At 59.2% G+C, this 19740-nt stretch carries 22 protein-coding genes; 11 read left to right on the top strand and 11 right to left on the bottom strand.

Annotated elements, in window-relative coordinates; genetic code table 11:
* Positions 1-528, bottom strand: a 528-nt coding sequence (gene infC, locus NW837_RS12945; protein ID WP_414332054.1) for a translation initiation factor IF-3, incomplete at its 3' end; no start/stop codon positions are given.
* Positions 529-821: 293 nt separating this feature from the next.
* Between infC and NW837_RS12940 the strand changes: the two genes are divergently transcribed.
* The 4 genes from NW837_RS12940 (at position 822) to NW837_RS12925 (ending at position 4764) form a co-directional block, all read left to right on the top strand.
* The gene (locus NW837_RS12940) at positions 822-1088 is read left to right on the top strand and encodes a hypothetical protein (RefSeq protein ID WP_414332053.1); all 267 of its coding nucleotides are present in this window, start codon (positions 822-824) and stop codon (positions 1086-1088) included.
* Positions 1089-1129: 41 nt separating this feature from the next.
* Positions 1130-2515 carry an aspartate ammonia-lyase gene (locus NW837_RS12935; RefSeq protein WP_414332056.1) on the top strand — a complete coding sequence of 462 codons (1386 nt, stop codon included), beginning with the start codon at positions 1130-1132 and terminating at the stop codon, positions 2513-2515.
* Between the two features lie 40 nt (positions 2516-2555).
* Positions 2556-3296, top strand: coding sequence for a Uma2 family endonuclease (locus NW837_RS12930; protein WP_414332052.1), 741 nt, complete (start codon positions 2556-2558; stop codon positions 3294-3296).
* Positions 3297-3375: 79 nt separating this feature from the next.
* Complete coding sequence (locus NW837_RS12925; protein ID WP_414332055.1) at positions 3376-4764, top strand: MFS transporter; 1389 nt, start codon at positions 3376-3378, stop codon at positions 4762-4764.
* Positions 4765-5149: 385 nt separating this feature from the next.
* Here NW837_RS12925 and NW837_RS12920 read toward each other — a convergent pair whose 3' ends face one another.
* From NW837_RS12920 to trpE, 4 genes are all read right to left on the bottom strand, one after another.
* Complete coding sequence (locus NW837_RS12920; RefSeq protein WP_414332051.1) at positions 5150-5611, bottom strand: hypothetical protein; 462 nt, start codon at positions 5609-5611, stop codon at positions 5150-5152.
* A 184-nt stretch (positions 5612-5795) separates the two neighbouring features.
* Positions 5796-6902, bottom strand: a complete 1107-nt coding sequence (gene chlG / locus NW837_RS12915; RefSeq protein ID WP_414332050.1) for a chlorophyll synthase ChlG — start codon at positions 6900-6902, stop codon at positions 5796-5798.
* Between the two features lie 596 nt (positions 6903-7498).
* Complete coding sequence (locus NW837_RS12910) at positions 7499-8329, bottom strand: phytanoyl-CoA dioxygenase family protein (RefSeq protein WP_414332049.1); 831 nt, start codon at positions 8327-8329, stop codon at positions 7499-7501.
* A gap of 3 nt (positions 8330-8332) precedes the next feature.
* A complete protein-coding gene (gene trpE / locus NW837_RS12905) occupies positions 8333-9853 on the bottom strand; it encodes an anthranilate synthase component I (protein WP_414332048.1) in 1521 nt (506 codons plus the stop codon).
* 140 nt (positions 9854-9993) lie between these two features.
* Between trpE and NW837_RS12900 the strand changes: the two genes are divergently transcribed.
* Positions 9994-10542 (top strand): NUDIX hydrolase, encoded by a 549-nt coding sequence (locus NW837_RS12900; protein ID WP_011432186.1) that lies wholly within the window; start codon positions 9994-9996, stop codon positions 10540-10542.
* 258 nt (positions 10543-10800) lie between these two features.
* Positions 10801-11466: a hypothetical protein gene (locus tag NW837_RS12895; RefSeq protein ID WP_414332047.1), complete on the top strand. Its 666-nt coding sequence runs from the start codon at positions 10801-10803 to the stop codon at positions 11464-11466.
* Positions 11467-11561: 95 nt separating this feature from the next.
* Here the strand turns inward: NW837_RS12895 and NW837_RS12890 are convergent, their stop codons facing one another.
* Complete coding sequence (locus NW837_RS12890; RefSeq protein WP_414332046.1) at positions 11562-12467, bottom strand: M23 family metallopeptidase; 906 nt, start codon at positions 12465-12467, stop codon at positions 11562-11564.
* Positions 12468-12672: 205 nt separating this feature from the next.
* Here NW837_RS12890 and cruF point away from each other — a divergent pair, with 205 nt between their 5' ends.
* A complete protein-coding gene (cruF, locus tag NW837_RS12885; protein WP_414332045.1) occupies positions 12673-13743 on the top strand; it encodes a gamma-carotene 1'-hydroxylase CruF in 1071 nt (356 codons plus the stop codon).
* A gap of 47 nt (positions 13744-13790) precedes the next feature.
* Positions 13791-14828, top strand: a complete 1038-nt coding sequence (locus NW837_RS12880) for a threonine aldolase family protein (protein WP_414332044.1) — start codon at positions 13791-13793, stop codon at positions 14826-14828.
* 89 nt (positions 14829-14917) lie between these two features.
* On the opposite strand, the gene lspA is transcribed toward NW837_RS12880, so the two are convergent.
* The 3 genes from lspA to NW837_RS12865 form a co-directional block, all read right to left on the bottom strand.
* Entirely contained in the window at positions 14918-15442 is a 525-nt protein-coding gene (gene lspA, locus NW837_RS12875) for a signal peptidase II (RefSeq protein WP_414332043.1), read from the bottom strand.
* Between the two features lie 266 nt (positions 15443-15708).
* The gene (locus NW837_RS12870) at positions 15709-15933 is read right to left on the bottom strand and encodes a hypothetical protein (RefSeq protein WP_414332042.1); all 225 of its coding nucleotides are present in this window, start codon (positions 15931-15933) and stop codon (positions 15709-15711) included.
* Between the two features lie 156 nt (positions 15934-16089).
* The gene (locus tag NW837_RS12865) at positions 16090-16893 is read right to left on the bottom strand and encodes an ABC transporter permease (RefSeq protein ID WP_414332041.1); all 804 of its coding nucleotides are present in this window, start codon (positions 16891-16893) and stop codon (positions 16090-16092) included.
* Positions 16894-17059: 166 nt separating this feature from the next.
* Between NW837_RS12865 and ruvA the strand changes: the two genes are divergently transcribed.
* On the top strand, positions 17060-17674 hold the full coding sequence (gene ruvA, locus NW837_RS12860) for a Holliday junction branch migration protein RuvA (RefSeq protein ID WP_414332040.1): 615 nt from the start codon (positions 17060-17062) through the stop codon (positions 17672-17674).
* A complete protein-coding gene (nadD, locus tag NW837_RS12855) occupies positions 17671-18279 on the top strand; it encodes a nicotinate-nucleotide adenylyltransferase (RefSeq protein WP_011432197.1) in 609 nt (202 codons plus the stop codon). The genes ruvA and nadD overlap by 4 nt, the downstream gene beginning before the upstream one ends.
* Positions 18280-18465: 186 nt before the next feature.
* Here nadD and psaC read toward each other — a convergent pair whose 3' ends face one another.
* Positions 18466-18714, bottom strand: coding sequence for a photosystem I iron-sulfur center protein PsaC (gene psaC / locus NW837_RS12850; RefSeq protein ID WP_011432199.1), 249 nt, complete (start codon positions 18712-18714; stop codon positions 18466-18468).
* 200 nt (positions 18715-18914) lie between these two features.
* Here psaC and NW837_RS12845 point away from each other — a divergent pair, with 200 nt between their 5' ends.
* Entirely contained in the window at positions 18915-19307 is a 393-nt protein-coding gene (locus tag NW837_RS12845; RefSeq protein WP_238376872.1) for a hypothetical protein, read from the top strand.
* 26 nt (positions 19308-19333) lie between these two features.
* Here NW837_RS12845 and NW837_RS12840 read toward each other — a convergent pair whose 3' ends face one another.
* On the bottom strand, positions 19334-19696 hold the full coding sequence (locus NW837_RS12840) for a DUF3493 domain-containing protein (protein WP_011432201.1): 363 nt from the start codon (positions 19694-19696) through the stop codon (positions 19334-19336).
* Between the last annotated feature and the right edge of the window lie 44 nt (positions 19697-19740).

Genomic DNA, 19740 nt, shown 5'->3' with positions numbered 1-19740 from the left:
CGTGATGTTTCGCCCTTCCTTTTGGGGGGGCTGCTGCATTTCCGCCACTTCTTGTAAGTCTTTGAACAAGCGGTGCAGCAATTCTTCCCCCAACTCGGCGTGCTGGGCCTCACGACCGCGGAACATCACCGTGGCTTTCACCTTGTCTCCATCCCCCAAGAACTGTTGGGCGCTGCGCAGGCGCACGTTGTAGTCGTGCTCGCCGATGTTGTAGCGAAACTTCACTTCCTTGATCTCGGCAGTGTGTTGCTTCTTGCGGGCCTCCCGTTCTTTCTTCTCCTTCTCAAACTTGAACTTGCCGTAGTCCATGATGCGGCAGACGGGCGGGTCGGCCTTTTCGCTCACCAAGACCAAGTCCAGATCTTTTTCTTCTGCCAGGCGCAGGGCTTCGCGCGGGCTCATGATCCCCAACTGAGTGCCGTCGGTATCGATAAGGCGGATTTTGGGGAAGCGGATGCGCTCGTTGATAGCCGGCAGCTCTGCGCGCTGCTTGCGGGGGAAGCGGTCAGGTGGACGCTCTACGGTCAAGTTTTCCTCTCTCAACGAAATAACAACACAAGACAAATGCTAAGTAGGACTAGCCCCCTTCGGAGCAGTGCCGAACCCTGAGTTTGGACTCTCCAATCAAAGTCGGCCACTGGCCCGCAGGCCAAGGCAGGCTGCACCTATACTAACCGGCATTTTCCGTCTCTTTCTAGAGCCGTCAAGCGTTGTCAAGGCCCGCTCACTTGGGGATCCTGCCAGGCCGCGGTAGGATACCAAAGTGGCGATCTTGAACAGGATCGAGGGTTGTTTGTCGGCCAGCAGGGAGGGCAGAAGCGGTGCAGCTCGGTTTAACGGAACGGGAACTGACAGAGTTGGCCCAAAAGTCGGTTCAGCTCATCCTCAGCCCGCGGGAAGGGGATAGCGAAGCGCTGATCCAGTACAAGTCTTCGGCAGAATTTCGAGCGGGGGTGCATCTGGCCTGTGCGGCCATGGTGTTGGTCTTGGCAGAGAACAACGAGCGCCTCAGCCAGCAGTTGCAGGCTACTTTACAAAACTTATCTGCAGCCGTCGAGACACCCTCAGAGAAGGCTGCCGGAAGCTAGCCCAAGGATCCGCGAACGGGGGAGGAAAAGCCTTGGCTGAGGTGCGCAGCGAACGAGACTCAATGGGGGAGCGGCAACTACCCCAGTCGGTTTACTACGGCATCCAGACCGCCCGTGCCCTGGAGAACTTCCCCATCAGCGGCCTCAAGCCCCTGCCAGAGTATGTAGAAGCCTGCGTGCTGATCAAAAAAGCGGCGGCAGAGGTCAACGGCGAGCTGGGGTGCATTCCGGCAGAGGTGGCCAAGGCGATTGTCCAAGCGGCGGATGAGATCCTCCAGGGATCCCTGCGGGATCAGTTTGTGGTGGATGTGTACCAGGCGGGGGCGGGCACCTCCCACCACATGAATGTCAACGAAGTGCTGGCCAACCGCGCTCTGGAGATCCTGGGGGAGCCCAAGGGCCGCTACGAGCGGGTCAGCCCCAACGACCATGTCAACTACGGCCAGTCCACCAACGATGTCATCCCCACCGCCATTCGTCTGGCTGCCCTGCTGCGGGTGCGGCGGGATCTGCTGGGCACTCTAGACAATTTGGTGGCAGCCCTCGAGCAGAAGGCAAAAGACTTTCACGGGATCCTCAAGGCCGGTCGCACCCATTTGCAGGATGCGGTGCCGGTGCGGCTGGGGGACAGCTTTGGCGCCTACGCGGCCATCTTTGCCCAACACCGTCGCTGGATTGAGGAGGCCAGCCAGGCCCTGTGCAGCTTGGGGCTGGGGGGAAGCGCCGTCGGCACCGGCCTCAACACTCATCCCCAGTACCGGCAAAAGGTGGTGCAACGGCTGGCGGAATATACTCAGCTACCCCTGACCCCTGCCCCCCACCTGATGGCGGCGATGCAGAGCATGGCCCCCTTTGTGCATCTGTCGGGATCCCTGCGCAACCTGGCCCAAGATGGCATCAAGCTGGCCAACGACCTGCGGCTGATGGATTCTGGCCCCAAGACCGGCCTGAAGGAGATCCAACTGCCGCCGGTGCAGCCCGGCTCTTCCATCATGCCTGGCAAGTACAACCCGGTGATAGCCGAGATGTTGAACATGGTCTGTTTCCAGGTGATTGGGCTGGATACCGCCATCACCCTCGCAGCCCAAGCGGGGCAATTTGAGCTCAACGTGATGATGCCCCTGATTGCCTATGACCTCCTGCACAGCCTGCAGATTCTGAACAGCAGCCTGCGGGTCTTTGCCGAGCGCTGTATTCAAGGCATCACCCCCAAACCGGAGCGCTGCCGCGGCTACGCAGAAGGGACGCTGGCTTTGGTGACCGCCCTCAACCCCTACATCGGCTATTTGCAAGCTGCAGAAGTGGCCAAGGCTTCTTTGGAAACCGGCCAGTCCATTCGGCAGATTGTCTTAGAGCGCAACTTGATGACCCCGGAACAGGTGGCCAAGGTGCTGGATCTGGAGGCGATGAGCCAAATGCAGTCCTAACCCATTCGCTACAGTGGAGGCATACTGCTCCTGCCTGGCCATGACCATCGCCCCCTATCGCTGGCCCACCCAGCACGACTTGCCCGATACAGACGACACCCCCTTGGACAACGAGGATCAAGGCCGCCAATACCCCCTCCTCCGGGAACCGCTGCTGCTGCACTGGTCAGATCGGCAAGACTTTTTTGTGGCTTGCGATATGGGCCTTTACTACGCCCTACCCCAGCAGGTCATTGTTCCAGATTTGTTTCTGGTGCTGGGGGTTCCCCGTTGGCGGGATGGCACTGCCCGCAAAAGTTATGTGGTTTGGGATGAAGGGAATATCTTGCCTATTCTCATCTTGGAGATCATCTGCAACGACCAGGGGGAAGAAAAACCCGGACAAGCCAAATTCCAGCTCTACGAAAGGCGGCTGCGGATCCCCTACTACGTCACCTTCGAGCTAGAGACCGATGAGCTGAATGTTTATCAACTCCAGGGCGGACACTATGAGCTGCTCCCCGGCTCAGGCGCTGGAGAACATCCCCCAATTCTGTTGCCCGATTTGGACTTGAGTATCGGTCGGTGGTGGGGATCCTACGAGGGGCGAGAACGCTTTTGGGTGCGCTGGTATGATAGGGCAGGGCAATTGTTGCCTACGGGAGCTGAACTAGAACGGCAGCGGGCTGAATTGGAACGGCAACGGGCTGAATTGGAACGGCAGCGGGCAGAATTGGAACGCTCCCGAGCCGAACGACTGGCCCAGCGGCTACGGGAACTGGGAGAAGACCCTGAATTTTGATCAGCTTTTCCAGGGATCCCCAAAAAAGAAATCTCCACCTACCCCCTACACTGGAATCCTGGCATTCCAGGGGGACATGATGACCAGACAGCGACTCAGTTTGTGGACGAAGCTGGCCTATGGGGTGGGGGATCTGGGCACAGGCATGACGGCCAACATCCTCATCTTTTTCCTGCTGCCCTTTCTCACCAATACCGTTGGCATGTCGGCAGGCCTAGCCGGCAGCATCTACGCCATCACTCGCTTTTGGGATGCCATCAACGATCCCATCATCGGCATTCTCAGCGACCGCACCCGCACCCGTTGGGGCCGTCGCCGCCCCTGGCTGCTGTTTGCAGCCCTCCCCTTTGGCCTCACGTTCCTGGCCCAGTGGTGGATCCCTTTTCCCGGTCGGATTGGCCCCCTGTTTGCCTACTACCTGGCGGTGTCGCTCTTGTTCAATACCTTCTACTCTGCGGCCAATATTCCCTACGCCTCCCTGACAGCGGAGCTGACCCAGGATTACGACGAGCGCACCCAGCTCAACCAATTCCGCTTTGCCTTCTCTGTAGGGGGCAGCATGGTTGCGGTGGTTACCTTTCCGCTCTTGGTCAACCTGCTGCCGGATCGGGCTGCCGGCCATCTGCTGGCCGGAGCCTGTTTTGGAGTGATCTCGGCTGTGCCCTTGCTGATCTGTTTTTGGGGGGTGCGAGAACGGTATCCATCCCAACGGGATCCCATGCCCCTGGTTCAACAACTGCGGGTGGCCTTCAGCAACCGCCCCTACCTGTTTGTCAGCGGCATCTACCTGTGTTCTTGGCTGGCGTTTCAGTTCACAGCCACAATCATCCCTTATTTCATCGTCTTCTGGATGGGCCTGCCGGAGGTGTGGATTTCCTTGGTGGTACTGGCGGTACAGGGGATCGCAGTGCTGACGCTGTTCGGTTGGACCCAACTGAGCACCCATCTGGACAAGCGCACCATGTACCTCATTGGGGCGGGGTTTTGGCTGATCTCGCAGGCAGGCCTGTTTTTTCTCCAGCCCGGGCAGCAGGGGATCATGATTGGGCTGGCTCTGTTGGCCGGCATTGGGGTTTCTGCTACAGCCTATCTCGGCCCTTGGTCGATGTTGCCGGATGTGATCGATCTGGATGAACTACAAACCGGGGAGCGGCGGGAGGGGATCTTCTACGCTTTTATGGTGTTCTTACAAAAGGTGGGCTTGGCACTGGGGCTGTTTTTCGTGGGGCAAGCTCTGGATTGGGCCGGCTTCGTGCCTTCGGTGGCCGGAGAGGCCCTGCCCATCCAGCCGGAATCGGCTTTGTTGGCCATTCGCGTTGCCATCGGCCCCTTACCGGCGGTGGCTTTGATCGGCGGGATCTTGCTGGTGTGGTTCTACCCAATCACCCGGCAGCGTCATCAGCAGATCCTGATGGAATTGGAAGAAAGACGGCAACAATACCACCCCAGCACCGAAAGATCTCCTTAGACCGCAAAATAGGCTACGGTTTCTAGCGGCAGAGCAACTGGCGCAATTGCGGGGGTTTTGATCTTCGGCCCAGGCTACTCCTCTCTCAGGGGCCTGCAGGATTACCTCATCAATGGCCTGAAAAAATGGCCTGAAAATCGATCACTCCTTCATCTCGCGCTGGGGGCCGAATGAAGAAAATGCCGAGACCATTGCCTGATCATCACCTTGGCCCGCAGCCTGGGAATGGATGTCACTGCCGAGGGGATCGAAACCCTACAGCGACTGCACCAATGAGGCTGTTGAACTGCGAGTATGGCCAGGGCTATTTCTTCGCCAAACCTCTCTAGGATGCAGAGCAAATGCTGCGGTTGCAATTGGACAAGAGGTGAAGGGATCCCTGCCCTCAGTCTATGATGATGCGCAGGCCGCTACCCGAGGGAGTCGCCGGTTCAGGGTTGGGCACAATCCGCAGCCCACTGCCGGAGGGCCGGGTCACCGTGTTGTCGATGTTCACAAGGAAGGTGTTGGATTGGCCGTCCCGCTCATACACCACCACGTCGTTGCGGTTGAACTGGGAGCGACAGATGATGGGGGAGTTGTCGGCAGCAGTAGCCGCACTGCAGCGGTAGCCAGGGGCAGAGACGATCTTGCCTTCTTCATCGATGGAAAAAGGAACTGCAGAGGGCAAGATTGGAGAAAAGACCGGCTGGTCGGGATTGAGGATCACCGAGCCACCTGTGCTGGGTTCTACCACGATCCCCCGCCCGTCGATGACGATCCGCTGCGCTTGGGCGGGAGAGACGGCCAGCGGCCCCAAGAGCAAAGCCAGGCTTAGGCCGAGTTGGAGGGGAAACAACAGCTTCATTGGATATCTCCTTTGGCCCAGGGCCATAACAGCTTCCAGGGATCCGCCAACGATCCTTGCAGGGGATGGATCCCTGGCTCAACTTAACTTGATCTTGACTTGATCTTGGCCCAGATGTCGGGCCGAACCCAGGGCGGAAGCCGTCACCTCTGTTGCCAAGATGGGCACTTTGCCGTCGGCTCGACTACCACAGCCCCGAGCGGCCCAACGCCAGCCCGACCACCAACATGCCCAACACCAAAAAGGGCTGCGCGCTGGCTTGGTATTTCACATCGTTGTTCAAAGGATCCCGCAGGAGGTACATATCTTGGAAGGTTATTTGCGGGATGATCAGCAGCACCAAAAGGGCCGCGTAAAGTTTTAGGCCCGCCCCCAGCAAAAACGAGGCCATGCCGAACTGGAACAGGTCGATCATCAGCACCGAGATCCAAGCGGCCCCCATCGCCCCAAACATCACCGGCAAAGAGGCCAAGCCAAACTGCCTGTCCCCTTCGATGCTTTTGAAATCGTTGACCACGGCAATCCCCAGCCCGGCCAAGCTGTAGATCAGCGTCAGGATGCAGACCGTCCAGTTTAGCTCGCCGAACAAGGCGTGGCCTGTCCACCAGGGCAGGGCGATGTAGCTGGCACCAAGGGCATAGTTGCCCAGCCAGCCGTTGCGCTTGAGCTTCAGGGGGGGCGCCGAGTAAATGTAGGCAATGAGGGCTCCCGCCAAGGCAATGCAGGTGATCACCGGGAAGTCATGGCCCGTGTACCAGTCCAGGGCATAGGCCAAGCCCAACCCCAAGATCAGCAGCACCCAGATTTGGATAACCACCCGCTGCAGAGAGATGGCCCCCGAAGGGATCGGGCGGTAGGGCTCGTTGATGGCGTCGATCTCGCGGTCGTAGTATTCGTTCACCGTTTGGGTATAGCCCGTCATCAGGGGGCCCGCCAGAATCATGCCCACCAAAATGAGAGCCACATTCTCCCAAGTCCAGGTGAAGTGACCGGAAGATGCTGCCCCCGGAATCAGACCCCACACCAAAGGGATCCAGGTGACAGGCTTCATCAGTTGCAAGTGCAACTGCCAAATGGAGCGAGACTCCACCTCTGCTCCTTTCATGCCCAGCAGTTGACGGACACGCTGCGCATTCGACCCGCCGGTGCCAGGGGATCCCTTGCCGGGATCCGAGTCTGGGGTGGTTTCTTCCGCAGTAGCTCCTACCTCCTCTAAACTGGGCTCTGCAGCAAAGGCCATCTCAGCCGCCATTTCCGGCGAGGAGGGATCTTGAGGGATCTTTTCGCTCATGGTGGGATGCGCAATCAAACTGCAATAACGGGGATAACCACCCCCATTCTGAGACATCGTGACATACTCCCGCACTCATGCTGATGCATAGAGTACGAGCTTCTCAGTGACTCCTGTTAAGGACATTTCCTGAGCTTTAAGAACGGGATGCCCCACCGCTCTGTGTTTACCATAGCAAGGGTTTCCGCCTTTCATCCTGACCCTCATGCTGATACATAGAGGGCGTCGCTTCTCGGCGGTCTAGCTGACCGGATTCCTCAAACAAGAGGAGAGGTTGACGTTCTCCCCACGGCTAAAGCCAGAGGATCCGTTCTCAGCCAGCAAAACAACTCCCACTGACTGAGCTACACCGAGCATGTGGCTTATACCGCAGCACCGTGGGGGACGCCAAAGCGCTTCGCGCCGCCAAGGCGAACGCACCAGCTACTGGGATGTGGAAACACCCCAGATACTTCTACTTCACCTTCAGCACTGCACCTTTCTATAAATGGGTGGAGCGATACTCACATCCTATCAGGAGACGGTAGCTTATCCCTAGGCATAAATGCCGGGGCCTGAGCCGCCGAGTTTTCGGTCAGCTCGCAGTTCCGGGCCGTCTACACAATCTGTGCCGTCACGAATAGGCGCTGATGCTCGGCTGGGATCCGCTCTTTCTCTTGGGCCGGGATCACCAGGGGAGGTTGCCGAGTGTAGTTGACAGGATCCCGAAACCAAGCGCGGCTGTAGGTGTTGTAGAGAAGGGGACGGGGGGCAGGGGAGCGATTGGCCCGACCCAGGTGAATCAGGCGGTAGTCGAACAGGAGGCAGGATCCCTTGGCCAGGGGCGGATCGACAAAGGGCATCTGCTGGGCCAGCTCGGTATAGTGGGCATCGAAGACCGCATGGCTGCCGGGCCAGAGACGGGTCATGCCGTTCTCTTCGTTGACCTCCACCAGAGGAATAAGCAAATTCAGGGCATAGCAAGGAATGATCGCATCCAAGGTCTCGTCGCCAAACAGATGAGACAGATCCCGGTGAACTTGTTGATCGGCGGATCCCGGCAGAGAGACCACCGCCCCCAGCCCGCTCAAGATCAACTCCGGCCCCAAAATCCGCTTCAGGATGGGCAAGATCAGAGGATGGGCATAGATGAGGGGATCGTTGAAGGGGCCCTCCAGGCGAACCGTTACCATCACCCGTCTATTGCCCACCAACAGGGCATCGGCGTGGTTTTCGTGGGTGCAGTAGCGGCTGTAGGTGGCCAGAAAGCTGCTGTGCAACTTGTCGATGAGCTCGGGGGGAAAGATCTCCGGCAACACCAGATAGCCCTCTGTGGAAAACAGTTCAAAAGCCTGCTCTACGGTCTCTGGATCCGGCTGCTGGAGCTCCTGTAAGGACTCCGTCCCGCTGACGCGAACCGCAGGGCTGAAGCGCAACTGGGCCAACATGGGCTATGTCTCCTGCAAACTGGCCACAGCCATTAACATGCCCCGCGCTTTGTTCAGACATTCTTGATATTCCCGCTCCGGATCCGAGTCGGCCACAATACCTGCCCCGGCCTGCAAGCTCACCTGGCCCTGATGAACCAGCAGAGTGCGGATGGTGATGGCGGTGTTCAGTTGGCCGGAAAAGTCGTAGTAGCCATAGGCGCCGGCATAGGGCCCGCGGCGGCATCCTTCCAGCTCATGAATAATCTGCATGGCGCGGATTTTGGGGGCGCCGGTAACAGTGCCGGCGGGGAAGGTGGCCCGCAGCAGATCCCAGGCGCTGTACTGGGGATCCAGCCGCCCCACCACGTTGCTGACGATGTGCATCACATGGCTGTAGCGCTCGATCTGCATCAGGTCGTCCACCTGCACAGATCCCAGTTGGCAGACCCGTCCCAGGTCGTTGCGGGCCAGATCCACCAACATCACATGTTCGGCCCGTTCTTTGGGATCTGCCAACAGCTCTTGCTCTAACTGCCGGTCTTCCTGAGGGGTGGTGCCACGGGGGCGGGTGCCGGCAATGGGGCGCACGGTGGCGATGCGGTCTTCTCCCACCCGGCTGAGTTTGACCATCACCTCTGGGCTGGAGCCGATGAGGCAGAGATTCCCAAACTGCAAAAACGCCATATAAGGGGAAGGGTTAATCAGCCGCAACGAGCGGTAGAGGCAAAAGGGATCCCCCGCAAAGGAGATGGTAAACCGCTGCGAGAGCACCACTTGGAAGATATCTCCGGCGCGGATGTAGTCCTTAGCCCGTTCCACCGCTTGGCAGTAGGCCGGGCGGCTCAGGGTGCTGGGGGGGATTTGTTCGCGCCAGCGGGACGGAGTCCTTTCCGACAGGTGGGGCTTCCAGTTGAGGTGCAGATGGGCCAGGGAAAGAGGAGCGCTGAGCTGCTGCATCAGCTTTTCCACCCGCCGGCAGGCTTGGGCATAGGCTTCCTCGGCAGCGTGGTGACGGGTATCGGCGAAGGCCACCACCCAGATCTTGCGCTTCACCTGGTCAAAGAGCAGGATGCTGTCCACCTGCATCAAAACGGCATCAGGGGGATCCCCCGGCTGCAGGGGGTGGATGGGCACCTTGGGCTCAATCCAGCGAATCAGCTCGTAGCCCCAGTAGCCAAACAGGCCGCCGATGCTGCTGGGCAATTCCGGCAAATGCACCGGCTCATAGGGCTGCAAGCAGCGGGCCAAGATGGCAAAGGGATCCCCTTGGTGGTGCTCCTGTCGGCCATCGCGGTATCGCTGTAGCGCCTGATCCCCGCGTATTTCCAAAACCCACAGGGGGTCGCAGCCCAGGAAGCTGTAGCGGGCCACCTGCTCCCCCCCCTCCACCGACTCCAGGAGAAAGTTGTAGGGCTGGCCGGCACAGACCCGATACCAGGCAGAAACCGGCGTTTCCAAATCCGCCACCCATTCCTGGTACACCGGGATAAAGTTGCCCTGCTTGGTGAGGGCAAGAAACTCCTTCAAGGGAGGGTAAATCATGGCCTGCAACTTTTGTGCTTTTCCTGACTCTACCCCAGACACGGGATCCCAAGGGCGTGTGGATCCCTCTGGATTGCCCGGTTGCAACAGCGCCGAAAACCATTAAGCTGAGAGCGGCTCTACTCTCGGGATCCCTTGCCATGCAAAACCCATCTCAGGTGATTCGTGAGCGCCTCCGCTATCAAGGCCACAAATACACCTTCGTCAGCCAGCGTTTGCGTTTTCCCAACGGCAAAGAGGGAGAGCGGGAGTACCTCATCCATCCTGGCGGGGTGGTGGCCGTGCCCGTCACTGCAGCAGGCAAGTTCGTCTGCATTCGTCAATATCGCTTTGCGGTTGCTTCCTATCTTTACGAATTCCCGGCAGGCACGGTCGAGCCAGGGGAGCATCCCGATGACACCATTCGCCGCGAGCTGGAAGAAGAAACGGGCCTGCGTGCCCATCGCTGGGATCCCCTTGGCCAATTTTATTTGTGCCCCGGCTATTCCAGCGAGATTATGTATGCCTATTTGGCGCGGGAGCTGGAAGTGCTGGATTCCCCTCCCGATAAGGATGAGGATGAAGATATTACCGTAGTGGAGTTTTCTGCTTCTGAGCTTACAGAAATGGCCCGTTTGGGAATGGATTTGGACAGCAAGTCCATTGCCTGCTTTTGGCGGGCCCAATTGTTTTTGGCTGCCGAAAAATAGAGCCCTCCGTCGGGGGGGGCTGCCCCTTGCTCCTGGGGGATCCCTTTCCAATTGGCGGGGCGTCTCTCCAAGCCGACTTTGTTGGCTACAGAGGAAGCTCCAGGCTTTTCACCCTAACTTGGTAGCCCATTGCCAGGCGAGATCAAGGTGAGATCGAGGTTGCGTTCGACATAAAAGGGATCCCTGTATCCCGGCTGTTTGGTTGACTGGGAGAACCTTGGAGTCCTTTAGAATTTTAGGGGCGAGGAGTGAGGAAATATGCGGAAGCTGTTGTGTTCCTGTGGTCGAATAGCCTGGGGAGCGGCCTTGGCTGCCACTCTACCGGTTGCTGCTGTTCCTGCCTATCCCCAGCCTGTGCTTCCGCTGCTGCCGGTTCCTTCTGAGGGCGGCGCTGCTCGAGGTGGGGTTGTGGCTTTATTCAATCAATCCATTTGGTGGGATTTTATTCGCGGCAATCGCGGTGAAAACCTGCGCCTGTTCCCGGCCAGCCTAACTTCCCCATCTCGCCAGGATGTGGTGGCTGTGTTTCAGATTCAGCGGCAGCCCACCGTGGAGCCGGTGGTGCGCGTTCTCAGCTTCGAGCACCAGGGGGGGTATAGCTTTCGTCTACTCCACACGGCTGAGCCGATCCCAGGACGGTTGGTGGAGGCTCACCTGCGCACGGACATCACCTCCAGCCCACAGCCCAAGTTGGTGCTCCTCACCGAGCGAGGGGGCATCAGCCTGCTGCGCTCTGTCTTGGTCTTGGAACACCGGCCTGAGGGACTTGTGCCACTGCTGAGCGTGACGGATCTGAGCAATGCCAGCCTGCGGGTCAGCCCGCAAGGGATCCTGGTCATCTCAAGCCCGCCAGGTGCCAGCCGTGATTTGAGGGCTACCCTCTACCAATGGGAGGGAGATGGCTTTGTCCGTCGAGATCTATAAGTCCATCATCTGTTGTGACTGTTGTGAATCTGCCTGTCAATATCCATCTTTGTCAGCGAGGTCTCGCGCGGAGCGGATGTCCGTCATGGCTATCGCTACCCTTGCCAGCAAGCTCCCAAGCTGGGGGCTTGTCCCACCTGCCAAAGGAACAGGCTTTCGGCCCCAAGGGGATGAATGCTCCAGGGATCCAGGCCAGACCCAAACCACCCATAGGGATCGACGGCAGCCGGTTGGCCCGAGTTGGTGTTGTCGAAGCGACGTACCTCGAAATGGAGATGGGGCCCGCTGGCACAGCCGCTATCTCCCGATAGGCCGATGATTTCTCCTGGGGCCACCACTTGCCCCTCCTGCACCCCAACTTGGCTGAGGTGGGCGTAGAGGGTTTCCCAGCGGAGAAGTGCTCTCCCGTCTGTTCTCTCCCCCTCCGAGAGTTCTGGCTCGTGCAAAAGGCGCACCCGCAACCCCCTGACCGGTCGGCCCAAGCTGGGGCAAAAAAACTCCGGCTCCTCACGGGCCAAGGTGACCCGTCCTGCGGCAGCAGCCAAAATCGGGGTTCCCACCGGCATCTCCCAGTCATAACCGGCATGGCCATCGCTTTTGCCACAGGGGTGCAGCGGGCCAGGGATCCAAACTTGGCCTTGCCCACTCACAAACCGTCCGTTGCCATCCCTCTCCCCCAAAGGCAAGTCATGGTCGAAGAGGTTGGTGACAGGAAATTCCCCAACAAAGGGCTTGTGCAAAAACGGCCACTGGGGCGGCGGCGGATCCCCATAAGCAGAACGATATTTTTCCAGCTCCAGCCGATAGTCTTCCAGATCCTGACGCTGGGCGGGATCTTCCGTGTGCTCTCGTAAGAGATCCACCAGCCGCAGGGCTTGCACCCAGTCCTGGCGCTCTACAGCACGAGCCAGTTGGGCGTAAACCCCCACCCGGGATCCCTGCGGCGAAGACGGGGAGGAGACCTGAGGAAAAACGGGCGATATGTTTACGAATTGATACAATAGACAGCAAAATATCAGCAGTGTCACCGTTAGCGGTGGTGACATCCCTGCCCAGAGGGCCATCCCAAGTAGGCCGGCCTGCAAGCAAGCGGGCTTGTTCTTGGCTTCGGGCTCTCTCTTGGGGCCATCCGCTTTTTCCCTCAGCCGCCGTATGGGTTGCAAGGAGACAGAGCGGCTTCGCTTAACCACTCTTCGGGAGTTTCTCATGCGTTGGTTCTCGTCCTCTGGTGTTCTCGTCAGCCTGCCTTTCCAGTCTTCTGTTGGGCGAAGTGTTCTGCCCCTGTCTGGCTCGATTTGGCAGCGGCTGGAGGCCTTAGCTCTGGGTTTGCACATTCTGTCTTTGCTTTTTGGGTTGGCAGGGTTGCTCTGGGTTGTACCGCATCCCGAGTGGGTGGCCAGTTTGCCCCCCATTGGCCTTCAAGCCTTCTCCTTGAGCATGGGCAACGGCGGCGTTGCTTACATGGTGTTCGGCGCGCTGGCAGCAGCTCTGATGGGATCCCGGCTGTTGGGGATGCGGCGCCTGTTGATGTTTTTGATCCCGGCGGTGGGCATTTCCTTGGGCAGTGAGCTGTTGGGCACCAGCACCGGGATCCCTTTTGGCAACTACGGCTACCTGAGTGGGCTGGGCTACAAGATTGCCGGTTTGGTGCCTTTTACCATCCCTCTGTCTTGGTTTTATGTGGGGTTGTCGTCCTATTTGTTGGCGCGTGTGGCTCTGCAAACCCAGCGCCACTGGTTGATCCACTTCGAGGCCATCATGTTGGGGGCGTTGCTGCTCACCGCCTGGGACTTCGTGCTGGATCCGGCCATGACCCGCGGCTCGATTCCCTTCTGGACGTGGTTTCAGCCGGGGCCCTTCTTCGGTATGCCGTTGCAAAACTTCGGTGGTTGGATGCTGACTGGGGCTGCCTTCATGACGGTGGCCAATCTGCTGTGGGGCGAGGATCAACCCATCCTTGACCGCCGCCAGTTGGTGGGGCCGCTGGTGCTCTATGTAGCTAATTTTGCTTTTGCCCTGTTGATGAGCCTGGGCTCCGGCATTGTTGCGCCGGCGGGGCTGGGCCTGTTGTTGGGGTTGGGGCCCGCTTTGGGGTTGTGGTGGAGTGCAAAGACCCCATCCCGCTATTGCGAAAGGACTCCGTCCCGCTATCGCGACCAGCCTGAGCCGCCTTCCCATCCCCAAAAGGACTCTGTCCCGCTATTGCAAACGGTTGAGGGAGAGGCAGGTCAAGCCTGGGATACTTTGGAGGATCCCGGTTGGGTTGGCGCGAAGTAAGCCGGCCCTAACCCTTCCTCGGCGAGATCCCTTGGGTTGTCCATGCCATGAACTTTTGCAGCGACAATGTTACAGGCGCCTGTCCTGAGGTGATGGAAGCCCTGTTGGCCCTCAAGGGATCCGCCATGCCCTATGGAGGGGACGAATGCACAGCGCAGGTGCAAAGGCTGTTTGCCGAGATCTTCGAGCATGAAGTGGCAGTGTTTCCGGTGGCAACAGGATCTGCTGCCAATGCCCTGGCCCTTTCGGTGCTCACCCCGCCCTACGGGGCCGTTTATTGCCATCCCGAGGCCCACATCAATCTGGACGAATGTGGAGCGCCAGAGCTGTTTACAGGTGGGGCCAAGTTGGTGGGGATCCCAGGGGAACAAGGCCGTATTGACTGGGGCAACTTAAAAACGGCCCTGGAGCGGGCGGGGTTTGGGGTGGTTCATCACGTGCAGCCTGCCTGCCTCAGCCTGACGCAAGCCACTGAGGCCGGCACCCTCTACTCCTTGGAGCAGCTTGGATCCCTGGCGGATTTGGCCCATCACTTTGGCCTCAAGGTGCATATGGATGGGGCCCGCTTTGCCAACGCCTTGGTCGGTTTGGGTTGCACCCCTGCCGAGATGACCTGGAAAGCGGGGGTGGATGTGCTGTCCTTTGGGGCCACCAAAAATGGGGCCTGGGCTGCGGAAGCGGTGGTGTTTTTTCATCCAGATCAGGTGGGCGATTTTGAGTTTCGTCGCAAGCGCAGTGGCCATCTGCTCTCGAAGATGCGCTTTTTGTCTGCCCAATTGCAGGCCTATCTCCAGGATGGGGTGTGGCTGCGCAATGCTCGCCATGCCAACGCGATGGCCCAACGGTTGGCGCAGGGACTGGGATCCCTGCCGGGAGCCAGGTTGGTATATCCCACCGAGGCCAATGAGGTTTTTATCGAGCTGCCGGAGCCGGTTCTCCAGGCCCTAGAGGGAGCGGGGTTTCGGTTTTACCGCTGGCTGGGGGAAGGTCACCACTTAATCCGCCTGGTGACGGCTTTTAACACTTTGCCCGCAGATGTCGAGCGCTTCTGCCAGGTGGCTCAGCAAGCCAGCCGTTTGCAATAGGCGGACGGAGTCCTTGCAGCTGACCGGGGATCCCCCTGGCCAAAGGCCTGAGCATCCCAAGGGATCCCTGAAGGCTGTTCATCGGCTCGTCAATCCTTAAAGTGGGTGCTGTCGCGACCGGGCTTTTTCTCCAGGCAGGGCGAGGCGGAAGTCGATCCCGTTTTCTTCGAGTTGTCCTGTAGCAAACCGATCAGCAGACAGGCCACCCCAAGGTTGATGGCCACATCCGCCACGTTGAATACCGGAAAGCGAATCCAGATCAAATTGAAAAAGTCCACGACATAGCCGTTGACGAAGCGGTCGATGCCGTTCCCCACGGCTCCTGCCCACACCAAGCCATAGCCGGCCTGTTCCCATCGGCCCAGGATCCCGCCGCGAATGGCCAGCAGCGCCAACGCCAGCGCCACCCCCAGCGAGATCCACTTCAAGAGCTCTGCCGAATCTTCAAACAGGCTCCAAGCAGCGCCGGTATTCTCCACGTAGGTGAGGTGAAACACCCCTGGCCACAGCTCAATCTCTGGCCCCGGCAGCAGCCGTTCCACTGCCCAGTGCTTGGTCGCCTGATCCAAGATCACCCCCAGGATCCCGGCCAGCCAAAAGCCTTTGTTTTTCATGTCGTCTTGGCCTCAATCACGTCCACCGGCAAGAGCGCCCGGATGAGCACTTTTCCCATCCTGACATGCCGCTCTTCTGTCGGCTCATTGCACAGAAGCTCAAGGGCGGAGCTCTGGACTCGAAGTTGGGCCTGTAACGGGATCCAACACCGGTGAGTGGCCTCAGAAGCGATTGGCCGCCTCTGGCTTGAGAGGAGCAGCAACAAAACCGCCCAGCTTATGCAACTGGACGGGGAGGGCCTAGGTTTGACGGTGGACAAGATCTGCTACCGCCCCTGCTGCTCCAGGGATCGGCGCAATTCGCTGGCCATCTGCATGAACTCTTGCGGGTTGCCCGCTTTGCCGTAGGAGGAGCGATCTTGAACCTTTTTGCCGCTGCCTTGGCGGGTGCGGGTGCTGAGCAAAGCGCTGGCCATTTCCATGAACTTGGCAGGATTTCCCTCGCTGCTGCCCCGCACTAGAGGGGCGCGTCCGGCACGAGTGACAGCCATAGATACCTCAATTTTCACAAATGAAATGCTTGTTACATTTTCTCACAAGGGCTCTGCGATCAACCAGGGCCAGCGTTTCCTTGCTGTTACAGCGACTCCGGCCAATGCTTAGGGATCCCTCCAAGTGCAAACCTTGCATGAGGCTGGAAAGAGCCATCAGCGAGTTGAGGTTTTCTCTTGAGTCCAATGATGGGTCAGCCAAATGGGGAGCACCGTCAGGCCGATCACCCCCAGAGCCACCACGCTGATCACCGGGCGCTGCCGAGGCTTGGTGAGCTGGCTGAACACCCAGATCGGCAGGGTTTGCTGCTGGCCGGCGGTGAAGGTGGTGACGATGATTTCATCGAAAGACAGGGCAAACGCCAGCAGGGATCCCGCCAATAGGGCCGAGGCCAGTTCGGGCAGAAGGATGTACCGAAAGGTTTGCAGGGGGTTGGCCCCCAAGTCGGCAGAAGCCTCCAGTTGAGAGCGTCCCATGCGGCGAAACCGCGCCAGCACGTTGTTGTACACCACCACCAGACAAAAGGTGGCATGGCCGATAACAATTGTCCAAAAGCTGAAAGGGATATGCAGCAAATGGATCGCCGAGCGCAAGGCGATCCCGGAGACAATGCCCGGCAAGGCGATGGGCAGCAACACCAAAAACGAGATCGTCTCGCGGCCAAAAAATCGGCTGCGATAGACTGCTGCTGCCGCCAGGGATCCCAGCACCACCGCCACTCCGGTAGCCAGCACAGCCACCCGCAAAGACAAAAACAAGGCCCGCCAAATATCTGCCCGCCCCCAGGCCACGGCAAACCAATGCCAGGTCAGCCCCGGCAAAGGGAAGCGCAAAGTCGCCTCATCGGGGCTAAAGGCGTAAAGGACGATCACCAGCAGAGGAAGATGGAGAAAGAGCAGCACCCCCAGCGAGAACAGGATCCAAAGCCATTGGCCGATGGGAAAAGGGCGAATCGGCATGGATGAGGGAGAATACAGAGCTGGATGGGGAACAGTCTACAGGTAGAGAAATGGTCTGTGAAATAGCCTTGTAGGGAAGCAGCCTTTGGCAAGGACTTTAGATTGCTTGGCCGACTTTGGAGCTCCAGTCGAGCAGAGCATCCCAAACCCAGATTAAACTCGCAGCATGATCGCGTTTTTAAGCGGCCACCTTGTGGCCATCGAATGGGGAGAGCGCAGCAGCCTCACCGTTGAGGTGCAGGGGATCGGCTATCGCGTCAAGGCCCCAGGACGTTTTCTCAAGCAACTGCCTGCAGTGGGGGAGCCCGTCCGGGTGTTCACCCATTTGGTGGTGCGAGAGACTGAGCTGGTGTTGTACGGGTTTGGCTCGCCAGCCGAGCGGGACTTGTTTGTGGAACTCATCAAAGTCTCGGGGGTGGGGCCGGCTTTGGGCTTGGCCCTGCTGAATACCTTCAGCCTGCCGGAGCTGGTGCAGGCGGTGGTGACCGAAAACGTGCGCCTGCTCTCCCTCACGCCGGGGGTAGGCCATAAAACGGCCCAACGGCTGGCCCTGGAGCTGAAAACCAAGCTGGCCCACTGGCGACAGGGGGTGGGAGTTGCGGATCAACCCTTGGCCGGAGGGCCGCCCATGCCCATCCGAGAAGAGGTGGAAATGGCCTTGCTGGCCCTGGGCTACAGTGCTCAGGAAATTCAAGCTGCCCTGCAAGCTCTGCCCACCCACCGCCGCCCAACAGAAGATTGGCTGCGGGATGCCATCACCTACCTGAGCCAGCAGCCATGAAGCACCGCCGCATTGCCATTCTGGGCGGAACCTTCAACCCTGTGCACCATGGCCACTTGATCATGGCAGAACAAGCTCTTTGGCAGTTTGACCTGGATCAGGTGCTGTGGATGCCCGCCGGGGATCCCCCCCACAAGCCTCTGGCCCCTGGCGCCAGCAAAGCCGACCGCTTGGCGATGGTCAAGCTGGCCATTGCCGACCACGAGCGCTTCGCCTGCTCAGAGCTGGAGATCCGCCGTTCGGGGCGCTCCTACACCATCGAGACACTGCGCACCCTCATCCAGGAGCAACCCAATACCCAGTGGTACTGGATCATCGGCGTGGATGCTCTGCGGGACCTGCCCCAGTGGTATCAAGCGGAAGAACTGGCCCGCCTCTGCCATTGGATTGTTGCCCCACGGGTGGATGCCGGCGATGCCGCCCAGGTGCTGCAGGCGGTGGCCGCAAAGCTGCCCATCCAAGCCCAAATCCTGGAAGCCCCTACCCTGACGCTCTCTTCCACCTACCTGCGACAGCAAATCCAAAAGGGAGGGTCTATCCGCTACCTGGTGCCCCCTGCCGTGGAGCACTACATCCGGCAGCACCGCCTCTATCTGCAGCCCTAAAGGAAAAAAGGGGGCGGATCCCCCCTCTAGAGTCACCAAACAGCTTAAGACCTGCCATACGCCACAGCCTCTCCCCGGAAGAGGGAAAGGCTGGAACTGGGTTGGGAAGTAAACTGCTTTTCTGGTACTCTGGAATACTTGTGCTCTGTGGGCAGTTGAGAGTGGGGTTGCGGCCAGGTGCCCCCATCAGTAGGCTAAGCCCATGCTGCGGGTGGTTTCGGGGCCAAGGTAGACTCGGATGCTCAGAAAATCGGTGGGACAAGCGGTTTCACAGCGTTTGCAGCCAACGCAGTCTTCGGTGCGGGGAGCGGCAGCGATCATGCCAGCCTTGTTGTTCCCCTTCCAGGGCACCATCTCCAACACGTCGGTGGGACAAGCCCGCACACACTGAGTGCAGCCGATGCAGGTGTCGTAGATCTTGACCGAGTGAGCCATTAGCGTTCTCCAGTCGAGCAGGTTGAAACGTTAAAAAGAGGTTTACCGAATCCGCAGGGCAGCAGCATCGCTGCGCAAGTGCCCTCAGTGTACAGTAGTCCTGGGAAGCCTCCAAAATCTCCGATCCAAATGTTCAAACAAATTTACATCCGGTGGGCCAATGGGAAGGTTGCTGGGGTTGGGCTAGGATCGGCCTGAAGATGACAGGACAAGGGATCCCGAACATGGGGCGCTCGGTGCAAGATTGGCGAAGGCAAACTCAGGGCAATCTGCGTCGTCTGGGGCCAATTTTGCTGGAGATCTTCGAGGAAAACGTCCCTCGCCTACGCCGCTGGGATCAGCAGCTCACCGACTGGGTGCGCAGCCACCGCTGGGGGGTGGATCCGTCTCTGCCCAAGGTGGCTATCTATGTCCTGGGCGCAGTGGTGATCCTGGCGATCCCACTTCTCACGTTTGTGGCTTTGGGGGCCTTTCTGACCTTTCTGGGTGTCCAAATTGTCCAAAAGTGGTCACAAGGGGATCCCGCTCGCCAAACTCAGCGCCGCTATCTGCGCAGTGCTGACGCGGATGATGATGACTTTGATCTGGATTGAGAAAGGGGCTGCGGGGAATGGGCGGGCTAACTGTCCGCCGACCGTTGGGGCTCCTGGGAGTCTTGCTGCATGCCCAAGCGTTGTTTGACCTGTCTGATCACCTTCTGGTGAGAGCGGTTTTCCAGCCTGTTTAGGCCGATGGCGCCGGCCAGGATCCCCAACTGTAAGGCCAAGCTGGGCAAGGTGGTGTTCAAGTCCCGTCCCGCCAGGGCTCGAAAGAAAAACACAAACGCCCCGATGGTAGCCGAGAACCCCACCGCCAAGTAGATGAAGCGCCGCAAGCTGCGGTAGGGAGCGGCCAGCTCCGTCAACAGCCTCACCTGCTCTGCTGAAGAGGGATCCCGCCGCTGCGACAGGGGCGATCTTGGCTTGGGATCGGAGTCTGCCATTGGCTACACCTCCTCAGGCAACAAGAGGGGCTCCCGACCGGAAA

This window comes from Synechococcus sp. R6-10, from assembly GCF_047461815.1.
Taxonomy (GTDB): domain Bacteria; phylum Cyanobacteriota; class Cyanobacteriia; order Thermostichales; family Thermostichaceae; genus Thermostichus.
The sequence above is the reverse complement of the archived record's forward strand: the minus strand, read 5'-3'. Positions and strand labels throughout refer to the sequence as shown.

Excerpts from the sequence above, each read along its gene's own strand:
- NW837_RS12930 (WP_414332052.1), top strand. The coding sequence starts at position 2,556 with ATGACCATCGCCCCCTATCGCTGGCCCACCCAGCACGACTTGCCCGAT.
- NW837_RS12925 (WP_414332055.1), top strand. The coding sequence starts at position 3,376 with ATGACCAGACAGCGACTCAGTTTGTGGACGAAGCTGGCCTATGGGGTG.
- NW837_RS12920 (WP_414332051.1), bottom strand. The coding sequence starts at position 5,611 with ATGAAGCTGTTGTTTCCCCTCCAACTCGGCCTAAGCCTGGCTTTGCTC.
- chlG (WP_414332050.1), bottom strand. The coding sequence starts at position 6,902 with ATGAGCGAAAAGATCCCTCAAGATCCCTCCTCGCCGGAAATGGCGGCT.
- NW837_RS12910 (WP_414332049.1), bottom strand. The coding sequence starts at position 8,329 with ATGTTGGCCCAGTTGCGCTTCAGCCCTGCGGTTCGCGTCAGCGGGACG.
- trpE (WP_414332048.1), bottom strand. The coding sequence starts at position 9,853 with ATGATTTACCCTCCCTTGAAGGAGTTTCTTGCCCTCACCAAGCAGGGC.
- NW837_RS12900 (WP_011432186.1), top strand. The coding sequence starts at position 9,994 with ATGCAAAACCCATCTCAGGTGATTCGTGAGCGCCTCCGCTATCAAGGC.
- NW837_RS12895 (WP_414332047.1), top strand. The coding sequence starts at position 10,801 with ATGCGGAAGCTGTTGTGTTCCTGTGGTCGAATAGCCTGGGGAGCGGCC.
- cruF (WP_414332045.1), top strand. The coding sequence starts at position 12,673 with ATGCGTTGGTTCTCGTCCTCTGGTGTTCTCGTCAGCCTGCCTTTCCAG.
- NW837_RS12880 (WP_414332044.1), top strand. The coding sequence starts at position 13,791 with ATGAACTTTTGCAGCGACAATGTTACAGGCGCCTGTCCTGAGGTGATG.
- lspA (WP_414332043.1), bottom strand. The coding sequence starts at position 15,442 with ATGAAAAACAAAGGCTTTTGGCTGGCCGGGATCCTGGGGGTGATCTTG.
- NW837_RS12870 (WP_414332042.1), bottom strand. The coding sequence starts at position 15,933 with ATGGCTGTCACTCGTGCCGGACGCGCCCCTCTAGTGCGGGGCAGCAGC.
- NW837_RS12865 (WP_414332041.1), bottom strand. The coding sequence starts at position 16,893 with ATGCCGATTCGCCCTTTTCCCATCGGCCAATGGCTTTGGATCCTGTTC.
- ruvA (WP_414332040.1), top strand. The coding sequence starts at position 17,060 with ATGATCGCGTTTTTAAGCGGCCACCTTGTGGCCATCGAATGGGGAGAG.
- nadD (WP_011432197.1), top strand. The coding sequence starts at position 17,671 with ATGAAGCACCGCCGCATTGCCATTCTGGGCGGAACCTTCAACCCTGTG.
- psaC (WP_011432199.1), bottom strand. The coding sequence starts at position 18,714 with ATGGCTCACTCGGTCAAGATCTACGACACCTGCATCGGCTGCACTCAG.
- NW837_RS12845 (WP_238376872.1), top strand. The coding sequence starts at position 18,915 with ATGACAGGACAAGGGATCCCGAACATGGGGCGCTCGGTGCAAGATTGG.
- NW837_RS12840 (WP_011432201.1), bottom strand. The coding sequence starts at position 19,696 with ATGGCAGACTCCGATCCCAAGCCAAGATCGCCCCTGTCGCAGCGGCGG.